Below are 19,838 nucleotides of genomic sequence, written 5' to 3'. Positions count from 1 at the left end.
GTCGACGCTTGACAGTCATCGAAACCTGAAGAATTCTTTTCTTATAAGAATTTATTAATGGATAAGGAGTGGCGCTTTTGGTGCTGGCTCGACCGAACATCCTCAGCGAAGCGGACGGCGACTGCGTCGGGATCGAGCGCATCCGTGGCGGGAGCCCGGTGCTCTTCGTCTGTGAGCATGCCTCCAGCACTCTTCCTGAACGTTTCGGTGATCTCGGTCTTTCGCGTGAAGCGCTCTCCAGCCATATTGCTTGGGATCCAGGCGCACTTGCGGTTGCCCGCATCCTATCCGACGCCCTTGACGCGACGCTCATCTATCAGCGGTTTTCACGGTTGATCTATGATTGCAACCGCCCACCCAGCTCGCCGGGGGCGATGCCCGAGACAAGCGAGATCTATGCCATTCCCGGTAACAAGGATTTGACCCCGGAAGAGCGGCTGGCGCGCACCGGGGCGCTCTACGTGCCTTTTCACGATGCCGTTCGTGGATTGATCCGTGACCGTCGGGCGCGGGGCCAAGACAGCATCATCGTGACGATGCACAGTTTCACGCCGGTCTATCACGGCCGCGAGCGGGCCGTCGAACTCGGCATATTGCACGACAAGGACAGTCGGCTGGCCGACGGCATGCTGAAAGCTGCCGCTGAGGCACCGCTCTTCAGGACGGAACGCAACGAGCCTTACGGACCCGAGGATGGCGTGACCCATACGCTGATCCTGCACGGGATTTCGAACGGCTTGCGCAATGTGATGATCGAGGTCCGCAACGACCTCATCGCAGACGATATCGGCCAAGGGGTCATGGCCGATTATCTAAAAGGGCTGCTCCAGCAAAGCCTGGACGCCTGAATAAAAATAAGACCCGAGGGAGCAGTCTAACTGCGAACGTCCGCACAGCGCAAATGCCGCGGACAATTTGGCACTGAACCGGCACGCAATCCCGCGGCCGATCGTGAACAGGGGGAAGTCATGTCGGATTATACCGAACTTGATAAGAAGCAGGATGTGCACATCCTGCATTCCATGGGCTATGCCCAGGAACTCGAACGACGCATGAGCTCGTTCTCGAACTTCGCCGTATCATTCTCCATCATCTGCATTCTCTCCGGCGGCATCAATTCGCTGGCGCAGGCGACCTCCGGTGCCGGCGGAGCGGCCATCGGCATCGGCTGGCCGGTCGGTTGCTTCATCTCGCTCGTCTTCGCCGTTGCCATGGCGCAGATCAGCTCCGCCTATCCGACGGCCGGCGGGCTCTATCACTGGGGCTCGATCCTCGGCAACCGCTTCACCGGCTGGCTGACCGCCTGGTTCAACCTGCTCGGTCTCGTCACCGTGCTCGGCGCCATCAATGTCGGCACCTATTATTTCTTCATGGGTTCGTTCGGCACCAGCTATCTCGGGCTGACGGATACCACGACGGTTCGCATCGTCTTCCTTGTCATCATCACCGGTGCGCAGGCGCTCGTGAACCACATGGGTATCGGACTGACGGCGAAGCTGACCGACTTTTCGGGTTATCTCATCTTCGCGACCTCGATCGCACTTGCAGTCGTCTGCCTTCTCGCGGCACCCTCGTATGAATTCGGCCGTCTCTTCACCTTCGCCAACTATTCCGGCGAAGCCGGCGGCAATGTCTGGCCGTCCACCTCGGGCGCCTGGGTCTTCCTCGTCGGCCTGCTGCTGCCGATCTACACCATCACCGGCTATGACGCCTCGGCACATACGTCGGAAGAAACCGTCAAAGCCGCCGAGTCGGTTCCGCGCGGCATGGTCGCATCGGTGCTGTGGTCGGCGCTTTTCGGCTATATCATGCTGTGCGCCTTCGTCCTGATGCTGCCGAATATGGACGATGCGGCAAAGCAGGGCTGGAACGTGTTCTTCTGGGCGATGGACAGCCAGGTCAACCCGATCGTCAAGGACATTCTCTATCTCGCCATCCTGGTCAGCCAGTGGCTGTGCGGTCTTGCGACCGTCACCTCGGTCTCGCGCATGATCTTCGCCTTCTCGCGTGACGGCGGTCTTCCGGCGTCGAAGGCGCTGTCGAAGGTCAGCCCGCAGTATCGCACGCCGGTGGCTGCGATCTGGACCGGTTCGATCCTGTCGGTGCTTTTCGTTTGGTTCACCTCGCTCGATTTCATGAAAATCGGTGAGACGCCGGTTTATACGATCGTTGTTTCGTGCACCGTCATCTTCCTGTTCTTCTCCTTCGCGATCCCGATCACGCTCGGCCTGTTCGCCTGGGGCACATCGAAGTGGGACAAGATGGGTCCGTGGAATCTCGGCGAAGGCGCCTTCAAGCTCTTTGCCGTGCTCACGATCATCTCGATGGTCCTGATCTTCATTCTCGGCATTCAGCCGCCGAACGGTGCTGCGCTTTACGTTACCGTTGGCTTCCTCGTGCTGACCGGGATCGTCTGGTTCGGCTTCGAAAGCCGGCGCTTCAAGGGACCGCCGATCGGCGCCGAAGTGGCAAAGCGCCAGGCCGAGATCGCGGCCGCCGAAGCGGCGGTCGGCGAGAGCGGCGAAAAATAAGCATCGAGGCTTCCCTCTCAAATGGCGGGGCCGCATCCTGCGGCCCCATCACCGGTTCAACGAAAAGGCATCAGGTCATCATCCGGCCGAGCGCATGCGATTTCGTTGCCCCGATTTCTCAATCCCAATTCAGGCGGATCAATCATGAGCAGCTACACAATCGACGATCTCAGGAAGGATGTTGCCGAAGGGCGCATCGATACGGTTCTGGCCTGCCAGGTGGATATGCAGGGCCGGCTGATGGGCAAGCGTTTCCAGGCGGAATATTTCGTCGAGAGCGCCTGGAAGGAAACGCACAGCTGCAACTACCTGCAAGCGACTGATATGGAGATGGAGACCGTCTCCGGCTACAAGGCGACGAGCTGGGAGAAGGGGTACGGCGACTATACGATGAAGCCGGATCTGGCGACGTTGCGCCGCATTCCCTGGCTCGACGGCACGGCGCTGGTGCTCTGCGACGTGCTCGACCATCATACGCACGAGGAGGTCGCCCATTCGCCGCGCGCGATCCTGAAGAAGCAGGTGAAGCGCCTCGAGGATATGGGCATGAAGGCCTATATGGCCTCCGAACTCGAATTCTTCCTGTTCGACCAGACCTACGAGGCGGCGCAGGCGTCCGGCTACCGCAACCTCAAGCTCGCCAGCGCCTATAACGAGGACTACCACATCTTCCAGACCACCAAGGAGGAAGAGGTGATGCGGGCGATCCGCACCGGGCTGCAAGGCGCCGGCATCCCGGTCGAGAACTCCAAGGGCGAGGCTTCGGCCGGCCAGGAGGAGATCAACGTGCGCTACGCCGATGCGCTCGCCATGGCCGACCGGCACGCGATCATCAAGAACGGCTGCAAGGAGATCGCCTGGTCGAAGGGCAAGGCCATCACATTCCTCGCCAAATGGAACTACAACGCCGCCGGCAGTTCCTCGCACATCCACCAGTCGCTCTGGAGCCTGGAGGAGAAGCCGCTTTTCTTCGACCATACCGGCAAATATGGCATGTCGCCGCTGATGCACAATTACGTCGCCGGGCTTCTGGCCCATGCGAGCGAGATCACCTATTTCCTGGCGCCCTACATCAACTCCTACAAGCGCTTCATGGCCGGTACCTTTGCGCCGACCAAGGCGATCTGGAGCAAGGACAACCGTACCGCCGGCTATCGGCTCTGCGGCGAGGAGACCAAGGGAATCCGTATTGAGTGCCGCGTCGGCGGCTCCGATCTCAATCCCTATCTCGCCTTCGCCGCGCTGCTTGCGGCCGGCATTGACGGCATCGAGAACAAGCTGGAGCTCGAAGCCCCCTTCGTCGGCGACGCCTATGGCGGCAAGGGTGTCCGCGAAATCCCGCGCACGCTGCGCGCAGCCACGATTGAGATGACGGAATCGGCAATGCTGCGCAAAGCCTTCGGCGACGACGTGATCGACCATTACACCCGTACTGCCGAATGGGAGCAGGAAGAATACGATCGTCGTATCACCGACTGGGAAGTGGCGCGCGGTTTCGAAAGAGCTTAATAGGCAATCAGAGGCGGCTTGCCCCTCACCCTAACCCTTGCCGGGGTCGAGCCACTGGTCTCGACCCGTCCTTCGGACCCCCGCTTGCGGGGAGAGGGGACGTGGCCTGTGCGGGGTTTGCGGTTGGGGAAAACGGTGCTGTGTATTCCCTTCTCCCCGCGAGCGGGGAGAAGGTGCCGGCAGGCGGATGAGGGGCTATGGCCCTCGACGAAATTTTTGATCAATACGAGGACGGAAATCGATCATGGCAATGATCCAATGCATTTCACCGGTTGACGGGTCGGTCTATGCCGAACGCGCCGCACTTTCTCTCGATGCCGCCAAGGATGTGGTGGCGCGCGCCCGCAAGGCGCAGAAAGCCTGGGCGAAACGGCCGCTCGAAGAGCGCGTGCAGCTGGTGCTGAAGGGTGCTGCGCGGCTGAATGAGATGTCTGATGTCGTCGTCCCGGAGCTCGCCTGGCAGATGGGCCGGCCGGTCAAGTATGGCGGCGAATACAAAGGCTTTAACGAGCGCTCCAACTATGTCGCCTCGATCGCGGCGGATGCGCTGGCGCCTCTCGTCGTCGAGGAGAGCGAGCGTTTCGAGCGCCGCATCGAGCGCCAAGCCCATGGCGTCGTCTTCGTCGTCGCGCCGTGGAACTATCCCTATATGACGGCGATCAACACGATCGCGCCGGCGTTGATGGCCGGCAATACCGTGGTGCTGAAACATGCCTCGCAGACGCTTCTTGTCGGCGAACGGCTGGTGCAGGCCTTCATCGAGGCAGGCGTTCCCGAGGATGTGTTCCAGAACGTCTTTCTCGACCATGAGACCACATCGGCGCTAATTGCCGCCGGCAGCTTCAATTTCGTCAATTTCACCGGATCGGTCGAAGGCGGGCGGTCGATGGAGCGGGCCGCCGCCGGCACCTTCACCGGCCTCGGTCTCGAACTCGGCGGCAAGGATCCGGGTTATGTCATGGAAGACGCCGATCTCGAGGCGGCCGTCGATACGCTGATGGACGGCGCGACCTACAATTCCGGCCAGTGCTGCTGCGGCATCGAGCGTATCTATGTGCATGAATCGCTCTATGACGCTTTCGTCGAGAAATCGGTTGCCTGGGTGTCGAACTACAAGCTCGGCAATCCGCTCGATCCCGATACGTCGCTCGGGCCGATGGCAAATAAGCGCTTCGCCAAGGTGGTACGCGAGCAGATTGCTGACGCGGTTTCCAAGGGCGCCAAGGCGCTTGTCGATTCCAAGCTTTTCCCTCAGGATGACGGCGGCGCCTATCTCGCACCGCAGATACTCGTCAATGTCGACCACTCCATGGCCTTCATGCGCGAAGAGACGTTCGGTCCGGCAGTCGGCATCATGAAGGTGAAGAGCGACGAGGAGGCACTCGCTTTAATGAACGACAGCCAGTACGGGCTGACGGCCTCGCTCTGGACCAGGGATGTCGAGCGGGCAGCGCGGCTCGGCCGCGAAATCGAAACCGGCACCGTTTTCATGAACCGCGCGGATTATCTCGACCCGGCGCTTTGCTGGACCGGCGTCAAGGAGACCGGCCGCGGTGGCTCGCTGTCGATCATCGGCTTCCAAAATCTGACGCGTCCGAAATCTTTCCATCTGAAGAAGGTCACAGCATGAGCAGCAACATCACCGCAAACTGGAGCTATCCGACATCGGTCAAGCTCGGCCGGGGCCGCATCACGGAACTGGCCGACGCCTGCAAGAGCCTCGGCATCAAGAAGCCACTGCTCGTCACCGACCGCGGCCTCGCCTCGATGGCGATCACCAAGACTGCGCTCGATATCCTCGAAGATGCCGGTCTCGGCCGGGCGATCTTCGCCGATGTCGATCCGAACCCCAATGAGAAGAACCTCGACGCCGGCGTCAAGGCTTTCAAGGACGGCGGACATGACGGTGTTGTCGCCTTCGGCGGCGGCTCCGGCCTCGATCTCGGCAAGTGCGTCGCCTTCATGGCCGGTCAGACGCGGCCGGTCTGGGACTTCGAAGATATTGGCGACTGGTGGACGCGTGCGAGCCTAGAGGGCATCGCCCCGATCGTCGCGGTGCCGACAACGGCCGGCACCGGTTCGGAAGTCGGGCGTGCCAGCGTCATCACCAATTCCGAAACCCATGTGAAGAAGATCATCTTCCATCCGAAGTTCCTGCCTGGCGTCGTCATCTCCGATCCGGAACTGACGGTCGGCATGCCGAAGATCATCACGGCCGGCACGGGCATGGACGCCTTTGCCCATTGCCTGGAGGCTTATTCCTCGCCCTTCTATCACCCGATGTCGGCCGGCATCGCGCTCGAAGGCATGCGGCTCGTCAAGGAGTTCCTGCCGCGCGCCTATAGGGAAGGCACAGACCTCGAAGCCCGTGCCAATATGATGTCTGCGGCCGCCATGGGCGCGGTTGCCTTCCAGAAGGGGCTCGGCGCCATCCACGCGCTGTCGCACCCGATCGGCGCCGTCTACAACACCCATCACGGCATGACCAATGCAGTCGTGATGCCGGCAGTGCTGCGCTTCAATCGCAAGGCGATCGAGGAGAAGATCGGCCGCGCCGCCGCCTATCTCGGCATTTCGGGCGGTTTCGACGGCTTTTACGACTATGTGCTGAAGCTCCGCTCCGAACTCGGGGTGCCGGAGACGCTGTCGGCGATGGGAATCGCGCCTGATCGTATCGATGAATTGTCGGCCATGGCGATCGAAGATCCGAGCGCCGGCGGCAACCCGGTCGCAATGACGCTCGAAAATACCAAAACTCTGTTCAAGGACTGCTTCTGACAATACGAGCGGACCAACTGACTGGCCGGAAAACCTTGGTTTTCCGGCCTTTTTTCATTCCGGCGGCATCCCCAATTTTAGGGATGTGAAAAATACCGGCTGCAATTTCGCCGCGCGTGTTTGGAATTTGTTAACCATGATTAGAAAGGATGGATTAACCGCACGATGCTCCCGAGGGTGCGTAAAAGAGCGATTCCGGCTCGCACCATCTCCTTCCGAGGACCGAACATGCCTGTCATCACATTCGCAAATACCAAGGGCGGCGCCGGCAAGACGACCGCTGTTCTCCTGCTCGCCACCGAGCTTGCCCGCAAAGGCTATCGCGTCACCATTCTCGACGCCGATCCGCAGCACTGGATTTCGCGCTGGCACGAAATATCGGGTCATGTTCCCAATCTTTCGGTGATCGATTTCGTGACCACCGCCTCGCTGCCGCAGCATATCAGCGAGAACAAGCACAATACCGACTATTTCATCGTCGACCTGCCGGGTGCGCGCAATCCGCTGCTTGCGACAGCCGTCGGCCTTTCCGACCATGTGCTGATCCCGATCCAGGGCTGTGCGATGGATGCACGCGGCGGCGCGCAGGTGCTCGAGCTGCTGCAATATCTGGACGAGAAGGCCGGCATCAAGATCGGCCATTCGGTGGTGCTCACCCGCGTCAACTCGATGGTGACGACGCGGGCGCTGCAACTCGTCAAGTCGCTACTCAGCGAACGGCATGTGCCGGTGCTGGACACCGCAATTATCGAACGCTCCGCCTTCCGCGACATCTTCGACTGTGGCGGCACGCTGCACACGATCGACCCCACGCGCGTCAGCAATCTCGACAAGGCGCGTGAAAACGCCACCTGTTTTGCCGAGGAAATGATGCGCAAGCTGCCGGTCAGGCTGACCGCCTCCGCCCGCATGGGAAACCCGCTGGTCCGCTCGGCGGCCTGATTTCCCCGTGATGAAACGAAAAGGCCGCCGGAGCGATCCGGCGGCCTTTTCTATCAGCGAAATGAAGCGGCTCAATCGACGAATTCGACCGTGACGCCCGGCTTGACCATCTTGGCCAGCTCGGTGGCATCCCAGTTGGTCAGTCGGATGCAGCCGTGGCTCTGGGTGCGGCCGATCTTCGAAGGCTCGGGCGTGCCGTGGATGCCGTAGGTGGGCTTGGAAAGCGCCATCCAGACGGTGCCGACGGGGCCGTTCGGGCCGGGCGGGATGTTGAGGATCTTGTCGTTTGCGCCCTGTTGGAAATTGATCTTCGGATTATAGGTGTAACCGGGATTGAGGGCGACACGCTCGACATTTACCAAGCCCGACGGAGAGGGAGTGTCGGTGGAGCCGATCGATGCCGGATAGGCGGCGAGGAGATTGCCGGCGCCGTCATAGGCGAAGACCTGCTTGCGGCCCTTGTCGGCGATGATGCGAGCGACTTCACCGGTCTTCGGCTCGCCGGGATTGACGACCTTGATCACCGTGCCTGGAACGCTGAAATCGGCGCCGGGGTTCATCTCCTTGAGGAAGGCTTCATCCATATGGAAGCGCTCGGCCAGCATTTCGGTGGTCGAGGTATAGGCAAGCGACGGCAGCAGCGCCTTCTGCGAATAATCTTCCGGGATCTCTGCGACGAAGGGACCGGCGGCATCGGCCGGCGTGATCGTGTAGCTGACGACGGGCAGGCCGCCGTTCAAGCGCAGCTCTTCGAGAATGGCATCGGTGTCGTTGGGATCGAGCTTCGACCCGGTCATCTGGTCATAGGCATAGATGCCCTTGGTGACGTTCGAGCCCATATGGCCGTCGATGACGCCGGGGGAGATGCCGGCGCGATCGAGGAAGACCTGCAGCGCGACGATCTCCGGCTTCGACTTGTTCTTCAGCGTGATGACGGGCTCTTCGGGTGCGGCCTTCGGCTGATCGGCAGGCGGGATCTGCTGGTCGGGGTCGATCGAGGCGTAGTCGTCGCCGGGCTGCGGATTGCCGATGCTGTTGTCATCAGGATAGGGCTGGTCGTCGAGCGGCTGCCGTTCGATCGCGGCATCGCGTGGAACGCCGCCGGTCACGGCGCCGCGCTCGGAATAACGCGTATCGCCATAGGGATTGTTGTCGGAATAATAGGGGTCGTTGCCGCCCTGGTCGTTATAGACTTCGCGCGGGCCGGGTCGCGGCGGATAATAGCCGCGGGCGCGCATCTCGGTGGCAACGACGTTGCCGTAGTCGTCGATCAACACACGATTGCCGCTGCGGTCGCGAGCATAGATATAACCTGCTGGTACATAGTCGAGGATTTCGCCGGTCGGCGTCACGAGCACGATATCGCTCTGGCGGCGATCGCGGAATTGCTGCGCGCCTGCCTCCGGCGCTGCAGCTGCAAGCGCAGCCAGGACGGCCGTAAGGCAAAATGCCGATCTCAAAAAGCGATTCACGTCTCACACCTCGAACAGTGACTGGGCAGACACACACCTGCGAATTTTGACGCTAGTGTGGAATTTATGAAAGCGTACTGAACAAAATATGAAAATCACTAAGATTTCCTTTTACTCATAAACGTTTGCGCCCTTCTGTCCGTTCCGCAAAATCCACGGTTGCTGCAAAAACACAAGATGAGAGCGGCGGCGATTGACGAATGGAGGCGTGAAACCTAACGCTACAGGCCGATAATTCCCTCAAGGAGACCGTGATGATCGAATTTGCCGCCGCAAGCGGGCCGCGCCTGATGCTGGACCAAACATCGGTGCTGGATATCGGCGGATGCATCGTCGACGGCGTCGATATCGCGCCGAAACGCGCCATTCCCGACGACGGCGATCCGCGAATCGATCACTCGCTCGAAGGCTTCCTCTTTACCTGCGGGCCGGATCACATCCGCCACCGTCAGCCGATTCCCGGCCGGGGCGACGGCAAAGTCTATCCGCTGCACGGATCGGCCTCTGGCCATGCGGCAAAGGTGCTGTGGACGAAATTCGAGAACGGCAATGCCGAATGTCGCGCCGATATCGACATCACCACTGTCGAAGGACTGCCGCAGCGCATCGAACGGCTGTGGCGGATCGACGGGGCGACGGGCGAGGTGCTGCTCGAAGACCGGGTCGTCAATACCAGCGATCGGACGGTGCCGACCTTCCTGATGTATCACATGAACGTTGGCGGCAAATGGCTGGACGACGGCACGCGGCTCGAAGGCCGGATGCTGGAGAATGGTGGTTTCCCCTGGGCATTCGGCGAGGAGCCGGGCGGCATCTTCTGCGTCGCGGCGCCGGCGGTGGAAGAAGGTTTCGCGGAGGTCCGCCTCGGGCCGATCGCCGCAATCGGCGGCAGGACGCTCAGCGTGCGTTTCCGCGCCGACACGCTGCCCTATCTTCAGGTCTGGCGGAACCAGAAGGCGCCGGCCCATATCATCGGGATCGAGCCGGTGTCGCATCGCTGGGTGCTGCGCGACGAGCTCGAGGCAGCCGGTGAGTTCAACATGCTGGCGCCAGGCGAGAGCCGCAGCTATGCGCTGACCTTTACCTTTCTGTGAGCGAAGTGTTGTTGACGCTGGCAGACCTCCGTCGTAGACCTTCACCCCACGATTTTTGAGGAGACAAGACGATGGATATTCGCCAGATCGACGATGAATATTCGGTTTCGGGCCAGATCACGCTCGAGGAACTCGACGAGATAAAGGCGCTGGGGTTCAAATCGATCGTCTGCCACCGTCCCGACCACGAAAGTCCCGACCAGACGTCGTTTTCCGTCATCGAGGCGCGCGCTAGGGAGATCGGCCTCGAGATCGCCCATGTGCCTGTCGGGCCGATGGGCGTGACCGAAGAAGCCGTGCAGGGCATGGTCGATGCGCTCGACGAATTCCCGCGGCCGATGCTGGGCTATTGCCGTTCCGGGGCACGCTCAACGGCGATTTACCAGAAGACCCACCATATCCGTAACTGAGCCCCATTCCCGGGTGCAGATTTTCCGGCGCTGACCTCCAGCGCCGCCACCTTCCATTCACTCAGGAGACTATGATGAGCATTAAGCGTATCGACGTCGGCGCGCGCATGAGCGGCGCCGTCATTCACGGCAACACGGTCTATCTCGCGGGCCAGGTCGGCGAGGGCGAAAGCGTCACCGATCAGTGCAAGTCCTCGCTTGCCGAAGTCGACCGCCTGCTGACTGCATCAGGCAGCAGCAAGTCGAAGATCCTGCAGACGATCATCTACCTTGCCGACATCGCCGATTTCGCCGAGATGAACGCCGTCTGGGAAGGCTGGATCGATCCTGCCAATCCGCCGGCCCGCGCCACCAGCGAAGCCAAGCTCGCTGCGCCGAAATACAAGGTCGAGTTCATCGTCACGGCCGCCATCGACTGAAGTCGCAGCGTCCCCATCCTTTAAGGCCGGTGAGTTTTCTCACCGGCTTTTTGTTTGCGCGATTTCCGAGAGCGTACGCGTCGGCGTGATCGCCTCAGGATCGAGCTTGACTTCGATGATCGAGGGTTTGCCGCTGGCGCGCGCCCGCTCGAAGGCCGGGGCGAATTCGTCCGTCCTTTCCACCGTCTCGCCATGGCCGCCATAGGCGCGGGCAAGGGCTGCGAAGTCGGGATTGGTCAGATCGGTGCTGCTGACACGGCCAGGATATTCACGCTCCTGGTGCATGCGGATGGTGCCGTAGATGCCGTTGTTGACGACCACCGAGATGATCGGCAGATCGTAGCGGACGGCGGTGGCGAATTCCTGGCCGTGCATCAGGAAGCAGCCGTCGCCGGCAAAGCAGATGACCTCGCGCTCGGGAAAGAGACGCTTGGCGGCAACGGCGGCCGGCAGGCCGTACCCCATCGAGCCGGAGGTGGGGGCGGCTTGGGTGTTGAAGCGCCGGAAACGATGGAAGCGGTGCACCCAGGTGGCGTAGTTGCCGGCGCCATTGGTGAAGATCGTCTCCGGCTTCGTATTGGCCTCCAGCCATTCCATGATCGGCCCCATATGGACGGCGCCCGGGCCGGTCGCCGGCGGCGTCGACCAGGCGAGATAGGCCTGGTGCAGACGCGCGGTGCGCTCGGCCCAGTGCGGTTCGGCCGGCGCTTCCAGGTCGGCGAGCGTTGTGACGAAATCGGCAGAGGTGGCGCAGATGGCAAGATCCGGGCGGTAGACGCGGCCAAGTTCGGAAGCGTCGGGATGGATGTGCACCAGCGATTGCTGGGGGTAGGGGATATCGATCAGCGTATAGGACGAGGACGGCATTTCCGACATGCGGCCGCCGAGGAGGATCAGCAGGTCGCTCTCCTTAATCTCCTTTGCCAATGCCGGATTGATGCCGATGCCGACATCGCCGGCATAAGAGGGATGGAGGTGATCGAACAGCATCTGCCGGCGGAAGGAGCAGCCGACGGGCAGCTGGAAACGCTCGGCGAAGCTCTGAAAATCGGCGACGGCATCGGCATCCCAGCGCGTGCCGCCAAGGATCACCATCGGCCGCTCGGCCTTCAGCAGCCTTATATAGAAATCGTCGATCTGCCGGCGGCCGGGATGGGCCTCGACATTGGCATAGTGCCTGGCGCGGGGTGCCTCGACCTCGTCGCGCAGCATGTCTTCCGGCAGCGTCAGCACGACCGGGCCGGGACGGCCGGAGGTGGCGACCGCAAAGGCGCGGGTGACGAATTCGGGAATACGGGCGGCATCGTCGATCTCGCCCACCCACTTGGCGAATTCGGTGAAGGCGCGGCGGAACTCGACCTCCTGGAAGGCCTCGCGCTCGCGTGCTTCCCGCTGCACCTGGCCGATGAACAAGATCATCGGGATCGAGTCCTGCTTGGCGATGTGCAGGCCGGCGGAAGCGTTGGTGGCGCCGGGGCCGCGGGTCACCATGCAGATGCCGGGTTCGCCGGTCAGCCTGCCCCAGCAATCCGCCATCATCGCCGCGCCCCCCTCCTGGCGGCAGACGAGAACGTCGATATCGCTGTCACGCAGCGCATCGAGCACGGCGAGGAAGCTCTCGCCGGGAACGCAGGAAAGCCGCTTGACGCCATTCGCCTTCAGCGCCTCGACGATCAGTTCTCCGCCGGTCTTCTTCATGACAATGCCTTCTTCATGATGATCTCTCCCCATCACGCTCAGCGAGTTCCGCCAGAATTTCCGCCTGGTGTTCGCCGAGGCGCGGGCTCGGCCTGTCATAACGCAGCGGCGTCTCCGACAGCACGACAGGCGTCCTCACTCCGGGGATCACGGTGCCGGCGGCGTCCGCAAGATCGATGCGCAGGCCGCGGGCCTGCACCTGCGGATCGGCGAACATTTCCTCGATCGTGTTGATTGCGCCTGATGGAACGGCATTCTCCTCGCAGGCCTTCAAGAGATCCGCCTTCTGCCATTTCAGCGTTTCGGTGGAGATGAGGCGGCGCACCTCGCCGCGATTGCCGACCCGAGCCTTGTTGGTGGCGAAACGCTCGTCGCCGGCCACGGTCTCCAGGCCGAGGAGGGTGCAGAGGCGACGGAACTGGCCGTCATTGCCGACCGCGAGGATGAGATAACCGTCCGCCGTCGGCACGACCTCATAGGGCGAGATATTGGGATGGGCATTGCCAAGGCGGGTCGGTGCGGCGCCGGAGACGAGGTAATTCATGTTCTGATTGGCGAGCACGGCCGATTGCACATCGAGCAGGGCCATGTCGATCAACTGGCCTTCGCCCGATTTGAGGGCATGGATCAGGGCGGCTTCGATTGCCGAGACGGCATAGATGCCGGTGAAGATATCGGCGATGGCGACACCCGCCTTCATCGGCTGGCCGCCCGGTTCGCCGGTGATCGACATGAAGCCCGACATGCCCTGGACGATGTAGTCATAGCCGGCGAGGCTGGCATAGGGGCCGGTCTGGCCGAAGCCGGTGATCGAACAATAGACGAGCTTCGGGTTGATCTTGCGCAGGCTGTCGTAATCGAGCCCGTATTTGACGAGGCCGCCGAGCTTGAAATTCTCGATCAACACATCGGCGGTGGAAACGAGGCGGCGGACGAGATCCTGGCCTTCGGGGCTTTTCAGGTCGGCGGTGACGGAGCGCTTTCCGCGATTGGCGGCGTGGTAATAGGCGGCCGAGAGGTTCTCGCCATCGGCGCCCTCGACGAAGGGCGGCCCCCATTGGCGCGTGTCGTCGCCGCCCTCGGGATTTTCGACCTTGATAACGTCGGCGCCGAGATCGGCGAGCATCTGTCCCGCCCAAGGGCCGGCGAGCACGCGGGCAAGCTCGATCACCCGGATTCCGGCAAGCGGCGGCTTCTTCGTCACGGTCTCTGTCATGTTCCTCCCGGCAATGTCTACGGCGCCATCGTCACCTCAGATGTATCGGATACAGGCTTTGAAGCAAAGCGGCGCTCGCGCCAGAGGATGTAGATGCCCGATGCCACGATGATGGCAATGCCGAGCCATTTGACGGCATCCGGAAAGTCGCCGAAGACCAGCCAGGCGAAGATCGTCGCCGAGACGATCTCGAAATATTGCAGCGGCGCTAGCGTCGAGGCCGGTGCTGCGCGATAGGCGTAGACGCCGACGATGCCGGTGATTGCGGCCATGGCGCCGACGCCGGCGACATAGAACCAGGCGCGGCCTTCCGGCATGACGGGATCGAAGAGGTCGGAACCGGTTCCCTGACCGAGGAAAAGCAGGAGGACACAGAAGAGCAGGCCCCAGATGCTCATCTGGAACTGCATCGACCAGGGGTCTTCCCTGCGCGAGAGGGCGCGGGTCATCAGTACGAAGATGGCGATGCAGAGCGCGCTGACGACAGGCAGAAGCGCGATGTAGCCGACCTCTTCGAAACTTGGCTGAATGATCAGCATCGCCCCGAAGAAGCCGACGCCGCAGGCGGTATAACGTCGCCAGCCAATCGTCTCCTTCAGGAAGATGCCGCCGAGGATCGTCACCATGATCGGCTCGACGAAGAAGATCGCGATCGCGTCGGCGACCGCCATATATTTCAGCGTGGTGACGAAGGAGATCATCGAGATGGTGATGATCGCGCCGCGGATGGCATGGAAGAGGCTCTGGCGCCAGGAGAAATCAGCGAAGCTGCGCCGCCATATCACAAGCGGCAGCATGCAGAGCGCCTGGACGACGAAACGGCCGGCGGTGATCTCCCCGGATGGCACGGTGGTGATGGCAAGCTTGGCGAAGATATCGATGAGCGGCGAGACCATCACCGAAAGAACCATCAGCGCAAGCCCCGTCGTCACGTCGGAGGCGGACGAAACGGGGCGGGCGGAGGTGCTGCTCATGATGAAATCCCCGTACTCAGCATATTGGTCGCTCAGGATCTTGCGACCACCTCGTCGCACCAGTCGGCGAAAGCTGCGATCGCCGCATCCGCGCCGATCTCATTCAGCGTCTCGTGTCGCAAGTCCTGATATATCTGAGTGCTGATACGGGAGAAGCCCAGGCCCTTCAAATGGTTTGACAGCCAGAGCACGGCTTTTCCCCGCTCCGTCGCCGGGTCTTCTCCGCCGCCGACCAGATGAACCGGCATATCGCGCGGCAGCCGGTCGAGATGGATTTTCTGCGGTCCGCGGAAGGTCAGCTCGAAGAGATCGAGCCAGAGAGAGACCGAGGCGTCGAAGCCGCAAAGCGGATCGGTGACATATTTGTCGACTTCATCGGGTCTGTGCGACAGCCAGTCGAACTCGGTGCGGCGGCCGGGAATGGATTTGCCCCAGGCGCCGAAGGTGAGCTTCGGCAGCAGGCCGCTCGGCACGTCGGAGCCCTTCAGCATGCGCTCGGCCAGCAGGATCGCCTGGGCGGCGCGGCCGGCGAGGCCGACGGCGAAATTCGAATTCCAGACGGCGACGGCGTCGAAGTCGGCCGGAGCGGTGACGGCTGCATTGAGGGCGATGAGGCCGCCCATCGAATGGCCGAAGAGGATGATCGGCAGGCCGGGATGGCGGGATGCCGCATGGCCGCGCATGGCGATGAGGTCGCCGATCACCCTTTCGACGCCACCTCGTCGGGCGAAGCGGCCGATCGGAGCATCGGGCGCCGTCGTTTCGCCGTGGCCGCGGTGATCATGGGCATAGACATGATAGCGGCGCGCCGCCATCGTCTCGGCAAAGGCGCGATAGCGTTTCGAATGTTCGGCGAGGCCATGCGATATCAACAGGATGCCGCGGGCCGGACCAGTAGCTTCAGCATGGTGATAAGCCAGCGACGCCCCCACTACGGCGAGCTTCTGCGTTTCAGCAAACATATGGATCCTCCCTGCGGCAACAGACCAGATTGCCTGATAAAAGCAACATGGGGGTTTGGTTTATCCGATAACAAAATACGACGTTGCTGCGATTCAGGGTTGCGCCCGTTTGAGCTTCGTGCTTATTTGTTCCCGTATTGTTCTTTTGGGGGTTGAAATGAGCAGCATGCAATTGCGTACCCTGGCGTTTGCCTTGTCGATGGTTGTTTCCGGCGCCGCTACGGCCCAGGAGGGCGGTGGGCGCACCCGTTTCATTCTGGCGGCGAGCTGGCAGCCCGCCTTCTGCCAGACGAACCAGAAAAAGGCCGAATGCGCGACCCAGGCCGTGGAACGCCATGACGCGACGAACTTCTCGTTGCACGGGCTCTGGCCGATGCGCCAGGATTATTGCGGCGTCAGCGCCGACCAGAAGGCCGCCGATAAGGATGGCAACTGGAACACATTGCCGGAGGTCGTGCTTTCGGCCGAGACGAAGACGGCGCTGGCAAAAGCGATGCCCGGCACGCAATCCGGCCTGGAACGGCATGAATGGACGAAGCACGGCACCTGCACGAAAATGAGCGCGGACGACTATTTCGGCGTCGGCGTGCATCTGGTCGGCGCGCTCAATGCCTCGGCGGTGCGCGAGCTCTTCGCCGCCAATATCGGCAAGCCTGTCAAGGCCGACGCGATCAAGGCGGCTTTCGACAAGAGCTTCGGGCCTGGCGCTGGCGACCGCGTCAAGATGAGCTGCCGGCGGGCCGGCAATATCCGGATGATCAGCGAGCTGACGATCGGGCTTTCGGAAGCCGCCGGGGCGGCATCGGCGAAAAGTGCCGGGCTTGCCGATCTGATCCAGGGCGCGGGAAAAACCTCCTTCGGCTGCGACGAAGGTGTGGTCGACGCTGCGGGCTTTTGACCGGAAATCCGGAGTAAACCGGGTTTCGGCGTTGCCCGCAGGCGCTGTTTCGCCTACATAGCGGCACAATCGAAGTTTCCCGCCCGGAGCAGCGCAGTATGGCACGTCAGTTCATCTATCATATGTCCGGCCTCAACAAGGCCTATGGCAACAAGAAGATCCTGGAGAACATCCATCTTTCTTTCTACCCCGATGCCAAGATCGGTATCCTCGGACCGAACGGCGCGGGTAAATCCACCGTGTTGCGCATCATCGCGGGCCAGGACAAGGAGTATACCGGCGAAGCCTGGCTCGCCGAAGGTGCGACGGTCGGCTACCTCGAGCAGGAGCCGCACCTCGATCCCAACAAGACGGTGTTCGAGAACGTCATGGAGGGCGTTGCCTCGAAGACGGCGATCGTGGATCGCTACAATGAATTGATGATGAACTATTCCGACGAGACCGCGGAAGAGGGCGCCAAGCTTCAGGACGTCATCGACAGCCAGAACCTCTGGGACCTGGAAAGCCAGGTCGAAATGGCGATGGAAGCGCTGCGCTGCCCGCCGCGCGATTCCGATGTCACCAGCCTATCCGGTGGTGAGCGCCGCCGCGTCGCGCTCTGCCGCCTGCTGCTGTCGCAGCCGGATCTGCTGCTGCTCGACGAACCGACCAACCATCTCGACGCCGAAACCATCGCCTGGCTCGAAAAGCATCTGCGCGACTATCCGGGCGCCGTGATGATGATTACCCACGATCGCTACTTCCTGGACAACGTCACCGGCTGGATCCTCGAACTCGACCGTGGCCGCGGCATTCCCTACGAAGGCAACTACTCGGCCTATCTGCAGGCGAAAGCCAAGCGCATGCTGCAGGAAAATCGCGAAGAAGCATCGCGCCAGAAGGCGATCAGCCGCGAGCAGGAATGGATCGCTTCCAGCCCGAAGGCCCGCCAGGCCAAGTCCAAGGCGCGTATCAAGTCCTACGAGCAGCTGGTGGATGCCGCCGAAAAACAGCGTCCCGGCGATGCACAGATCATCATCCCGGTCAGCGAGCGCCTCGGCCAGGTGGTCATCGAGATGGAAGGCATCACCAAGGGCTTCGAGGGCCGGACGCTGATCAATGACCTGTCGATCAAGCTGCCGCCGGGCGGCATCGTCGGCATCATCGGCCCGAACGGCGCCGGCAAGACGACGCTGTTCAGGATGATCACCGGCCAGGAAAAGCCGGATGGCGGCTCGATCCGCATCGGCGAGACCGTGCATCTCGGCTATGTCGACCAGAGCCGCGACGCGCTCGCGGCCGACAAGACGGTCTGGGAGGAAATCTCCGGTGGCGCCGAAATCATCAAGCTCGGCAAGTTCGACATGAACTCCCGCGCCTATTGCGGCGCGTTCAACTTCAAGGGTGGCGATCAGCAGCAGAAGGTCGGCAATCTCTCCGGTGGTCAGCGCAACCGCGTTCACCTCGCCAAGATGCTGAAGGCCGGCGGCAACGTTCTGCTGCTCGACGAACCGACCAACGACCTCGATACCGAAACGCTGGGTGCGTTGGAAAACGCGCTGGAGAATTTCGCCGGCTGCGCCATCATCATCAGCCACGATCGCATGTTCCTCGACCGTCTGGCGACGCATATTCTCGCTTTCGAAGGCGATGGCCATGTCGAATGGTTCGAAGGCAACTTCGAGGATTATGAACAGGACAAGGTGCGCCGCCTTGGTCCCGATGCCCTCAACCCGGGCAGCCAGGCCCATAAGCGCCTGACGCGCTGATCCATCTTTTTTCCTTGCGAAAGCCCCGGTTCGGCCGGGGCTTTTTCATGTCGATCTCTGTCGCAATTTGAGCAGGCAATTTCGCGGAGAGTGCGAATTGTCGCTTGCCACGGCATTTCAAATCACATAAAGATATCTTTATATCTTGATTGGATCGAAGATGAGCGAACCTCTGAAGCTTGGACTGGATGCGCTGGTAGACGTCTTGAAGGCGGCTGGCGAACCCACGCGCCTGCGTCTTCTGGCTCTTCTTGACGGTGGCGATCTGACGGTGACCGATCTTACCGAAATTCTCGGCCAATCCCAACCGCGCATCTCCCGTCACCTGAAGCTGCTCGGCGAGGCCGAACTGATCGAACGATACCAGGAGGGTGCCTGGGCCTATTTCCGTCTCAAGCAGGACGGCAAGGCGGCCTTGCTGGTGCGGGCGCTGCTGAAGCATGTCTCCGAGAACGATCCGACCATCCTTCGCGACGGCGAGCGGCTGTCGCAGGTCAAGCGCCAGCGGGCCGAGCGGGCGCAGGCCTATTTCAGTCGCAACGCGGCCGAATGGGACGAGCTTCGCCGCCTACATGCCGCCGATGAGGAAGTCGACGCCGCCGTCATCCGGCTGCTCGGCAACCAGCCGATCGATTCGCTGCTCGATCTCGGCACCGGCACCGGCCGCATCCTCGAACTGCTGTCCGGGCTTTACCGCCGCGCCATCGGTGTCGATGCCAGCCGCGACATGCTGAGCGTGGCGCGCGCCAATCTCGACAAGTCCCGCATCACCAAGGCCACCGTGCGCCATGCCGATATCCTGAACCTGCCGTTCGAGGGGCAGGATTTCGACCTGGTGACGATCCACCAGGTGCTGCATTTCTTCGATCAGCCGGAAATTGCCATCGCGGAAGCGGCGCGCATGCTTCGGCCGGGCGGCCGGCTGGTGGTCATCGACCTGGCGCCGCACACGCTCGAATATCTCCGCGACGAACATGCGCATGTCCGTCTCGGCTTTTCGCACCAGGCGATGTCCGACTGGCTGCGCAAGGCCGGGCTCGACGTCGAGCAGGCCGTCGATCTTCATCCGGGTCAGCAAAGCGGGCAGGGCTTGACGGTCACCGTCTGGCTCGCGCGCGATCCGAGGCGCCTCATGGCTTCGCAGACGAACGAAGGCGCCGAACCTACATTTGCCGGGAGGATATGAC

Annotated in this window: 17 protein-coding genes; 12 read left to right on the top strand and 5 right to left on the bottom strand. The window is 61.8% G+C overall.

Going from position 1 to position 19,838, the window contains the following annotated elements:
- Positions 1-77 precede the first annotated feature (77 nt).
- From FHT79_RS07440 to FHT79_RS07415, 6 genes are all read left to right on the top strand, one after another.
- A complete protein-coding gene (locus tag FHT79_RS07440; protein WP_047614466.1) occupies positions 78-848 on the top strand; it encodes an N-formylglutamate amidohydrolase in 771 nt (256 codons plus the stop codon).
- Between the two features lie 120 nt (positions 849-968).
- A complete protein-coding gene (locus FHT79_RS07435; RefSeq protein WP_047614204.1) occupies positions 969-2,531 on the top strand; it encodes an amino acid permease in 1,563 nt (520 codons plus the stop codon).
- Positions 2,532-2,675: 144 nt separating this feature from the next.
- Positions 2,676-4,040: a glutamine synthetase family protein gene (locus tag FHT79_RS07430; RefSeq protein WP_183903178.1), complete on the top strand. Its 1,365-nt coding sequence runs from the start codon at positions 2,676-2,678 to the stop codon at positions 4,038-4,040.
- Positions 4,041-4,284: 244 nt separating this feature from the next.
- Positions 4,285-5,670 carry an aldehyde dehydrogenase family protein gene (locus tag FHT79_RS07425; RefSeq protein WP_183903177.1) on the top strand — a complete coding sequence of 462 codons (1,386 nt, stop codon included), beginning with the start codon at positions 4,285-4,287 and terminating at the stop codon, positions 5,668-5,670.
- Entirely contained in the window at positions 5,667-6,818 is a 1,152-nt protein-coding gene (locus tag FHT79_RS07420; RefSeq protein ID WP_029867941.1) for an iron-containing alcohol dehydrogenase, read from the top strand. Before FHT79_RS07425 ends, FHT79_RS07420 begins: the two co-directional genes overlap by 4 nt.
- Before the next feature lie 228 nt (positions 6,819-7,046).
- Entirely contained in the window at positions 7,047-7,760 is a 714-nt protein-coding gene (locus FHT79_RS07415) for a ParA family protein (RefSeq protein WP_028755818.1), read from the top strand.
- 71 nt (positions 7,761-7,831) lie between these two features.
- Here FHT79_RS07415 and FHT79_RS07410 read toward each other — a convergent pair whose 3' ends face one another.
- The gene (locus tag FHT79_RS07410) at positions 7,832-9,232 is read right to left on the bottom strand and encodes a L,D-transpeptidase (protein ID WP_047614197.1); all 1,401 of its coding nucleotides are present in this window, start codon (positions 9,230-9,232) and stop codon (positions 7,832-7,834) included.
- A 254-nt stretch (positions 9,233-9,486) separates the two neighbouring features.
- Between FHT79_RS07410 and FHT79_RS07405 the strand changes: the two genes are divergently transcribed.
- The 3 genes from FHT79_RS07405 (at position 9,487) to FHT79_RS07395 (ending at position 11,155) form a co-directional block, all read left to right on the top strand.
- Positions 9,487-10,326 carry an aldose 1-epimerase family protein gene (locus FHT79_RS07405; RefSeq protein ID WP_183903176.1) on the top strand — a complete coding sequence of 280 codons (840 nt, stop codon included), beginning with the start codon at positions 9,487-9,489 and terminating at the stop codon, positions 10,324-10,326.
- 71 nt (positions 10,327-10,397) lie between these two features.
- Positions 10,398-10,736, top strand: coding sequence for a TIGR01244 family sulfur transferase (locus FHT79_RS07400; protein ID WP_047614192.1), 339 nt, complete (start codon positions 10,398-10,400; stop codon positions 10,734-10,736).
- Between the two features lie 74 nt (positions 10,737-10,810).
- On the top strand, positions 10,811-11,155 hold the full coding sequence (locus FHT79_RS07395; protein WP_168333426.1) for a RidA family protein: 345 nt from the start codon (positions 10,811-10,813) through the stop codon (positions 11,153-11,155).
- A gap of 39 nt (positions 11,156-11,194) precedes the next feature.
- On the opposite strand, the gene FHT79_RS07390 is transcribed toward FHT79_RS07395, so the two are convergent.
- Genes FHT79_RS07390 through FHT79_RS07375 form a run of 4 tightly spaced genes read right to left on the bottom strand, consistent with a single transcriptional unit; the run spans position 11,195 to position 16,005 of the window.
- Positions 11,195-12,853, bottom strand: a complete 1,659-nt coding sequence (locus tag FHT79_RS07390; protein WP_183903175.1) for a thiamine pyrophosphate-binding protein — start codon at positions 12,851-12,853, stop codon at positions 11,195-11,197.
- Positions 12,854-12,866: 13 nt separating this feature from the next.
- On the bottom strand, positions 12,867-14,069 hold the full coding sequence (locus tag FHT79_RS07385; RefSeq protein WP_047610987.1) for a CaiB/BaiF CoA-transferase family protein: 1,203 nt from the start codon (positions 14,067-14,069) through the stop codon (positions 12,867-12,869).
- 17 nt (positions 14,070-14,086) lie between these two features.
- Positions 14,087-15,043 carry a DMT family transporter gene (locus FHT79_RS07380; RefSeq protein WP_028755825.1) on the bottom strand — a complete coding sequence of 319 codons (957 nt, stop codon included), beginning with the start codon at positions 15,041-15,043 and terminating at the stop codon, positions 14,087-14,089.
- A 32-nt stretch (positions 15,044-15,075) separates the two neighbouring features.
- Complete coding sequence (locus FHT79_RS07375; protein ID WP_183903174.1) at positions 15,076-16,005, bottom strand: alpha/beta hydrolase; 930 nt, start codon at positions 16,003-16,005, stop codon at positions 15,076-15,078.
- Positions 16,006-16,162: 157 nt separating this feature from the next.
- Between FHT79_RS07375 and FHT79_RS07370 the strand changes: the two genes are divergently transcribed.
- From FHT79_RS07370 to FHT79_RS07360, 3 genes are all read left to right on the top strand, one after another.
- Complete coding sequence (locus tag FHT79_RS07370) at positions 16,163-16,903, top strand: ribonuclease T2 (RefSeq protein WP_028755827.1); 741 nt, start codon at positions 16,163-16,165, stop codon at positions 16,901-16,903.
- 98 nt (positions 16,904-17,001) lie between these two features.
- A complete protein-coding gene (ettA, locus tag FHT79_RS07365) occupies positions 17,002-18,651 on the top strand; it encodes an energy-dependent translational throttle protein EttA (protein WP_028755828.1) in 1,650 nt (549 codons plus the stop codon).
- Positions 18,652-18,811: 160 nt separating this feature from the next.
- Positions 18,812-19,837 (top strand): metalloregulator ArsR/SmtB family transcription factor, encoded by a 1,026-nt coding sequence (locus FHT79_RS07360; RefSeq protein ID WP_183844627.1) that lies wholly within the window; start codon positions 18,812-18,814, stop codon positions 19,835-19,837.
- Position 19,838 lies beyond the last annotated feature (1 nt).

Source organism: Rhizobium sp. BK212 (genome assembly GCF_014197475.1).
Taxonomy (GTDB): Bacteria; Pseudomonadota; Alphaproteobacteria; order Rhizobiales; family Rhizobiaceae; genus Rhizobium; species Rhizobium anhuiense.
This window is presented reverse-complemented; position numbering and strand designations above follow the sequence as displayed.

What these genes read in the sequence shown, in the direction of transcription:
- ettA (WP_028755828.1), top strand. Translation starts at nt 17,002, where the DNA reads ATGGCACGTCAGTTCATCTATCATATGTCCGGCCTCAACAAGGCCTAT.
- FHT79_RS07420 (WP_029867941.1), top strand. Translation starts at nt 5,667, where the DNA reads ATGAGCAGCAACATCACCGCAAACTGGAGCTATCCGACATCGGTCAAG.
- FHT79_RS07400 (WP_047614192.1), top strand. Translation starts at nt 10,398, where the DNA reads ATGGATATTCGCCAGATCGACGATGAATATTCGGTTTCGGGCCAGATC.
- FHT79_RS07415 (WP_028755818.1), top strand. Translation starts at nt 7,047, where the DNA reads ATGCCTGTCATCACATTCGCAAATACCAAGGGCGGCGCCGGCAAGACG.
- FHT79_RS07405 (WP_183903176.1), top strand. Translation starts at nt 9,487, where the DNA reads ATGATCGAATTTGCCGCCGCAAGCGGGCCGCGCCTGATGCTGGACCAA.
- FHT79_RS07370 (WP_028755827.1), top strand. Translation starts at nt 16,163, where the DNA reads ATGAGCAGCATGCAATTGCGTACCCTGGCGTTTGCCTTGTCGATGGTT.
- FHT79_RS07435 (WP_047614204.1), top strand. Translation starts at nt 969, where the DNA reads ATGTCGGATTATACCGAACTTGATAAGAAGCAGGATGTGCACATCCTG.
- FHT79_RS07430 (WP_183903178.1), top strand. Translation starts at nt 2,676, where the DNA reads ATGAGCAGCTACACAATCGACGATCTCAGGAAGGATGTTGCCGAAGGG.
- FHT79_RS07395 (WP_168333426.1), top strand. Translation starts at nt 10,811, where the DNA reads ATGAGCATTAAGCGTATCGACGTCGGCGCGCGCATGAGCGGCGCCGTC.
- FHT79_RS07360 (WP_183844627.1), top strand. Translation starts at nt 18,812, where the DNA reads ATGAGCGAACCTCTGAAGCTTGGACTGGATGCGCTGGTAGACGTCTTG.
- FHT79_RS07375 (WP_183903174.1), bottom strand. Translation starts at nt 16,005, where the DNA reads ATGTTTGCTGAAACGCAGAAGCTCGCCGTAGTGGGGGCGTCGCTGGCT.
- FHT79_RS07425 (WP_183903177.1), top strand. Translation starts at nt 4,285, where the DNA reads ATGGCAATGATCCAATGCATTTCACCGGTTGACGGGTCGGTCTATGCC.
- FHT79_RS07380 (WP_028755825.1), bottom strand. Translation starts at nt 15,043, where the DNA reads ATGAGCAGCACCTCCGCCCGCCCCGTTTCGTCCGCCTCCGACGTGACG.
- FHT79_RS07390 (WP_183903175.1), bottom strand. Translation starts at nt 12,853, where the DNA reads ATGAAGAAGACCGGCGGAGAACTGATCGTCGAGGCGCTGAAGGCGAAT.
- FHT79_RS07385 (WP_047610987.1), bottom strand. Translation starts at nt 14,069, where the DNA reads ATGACAGAGACCGTGACGAAGAAGCCGCCGCTTGCCGGAATCCGGGTG.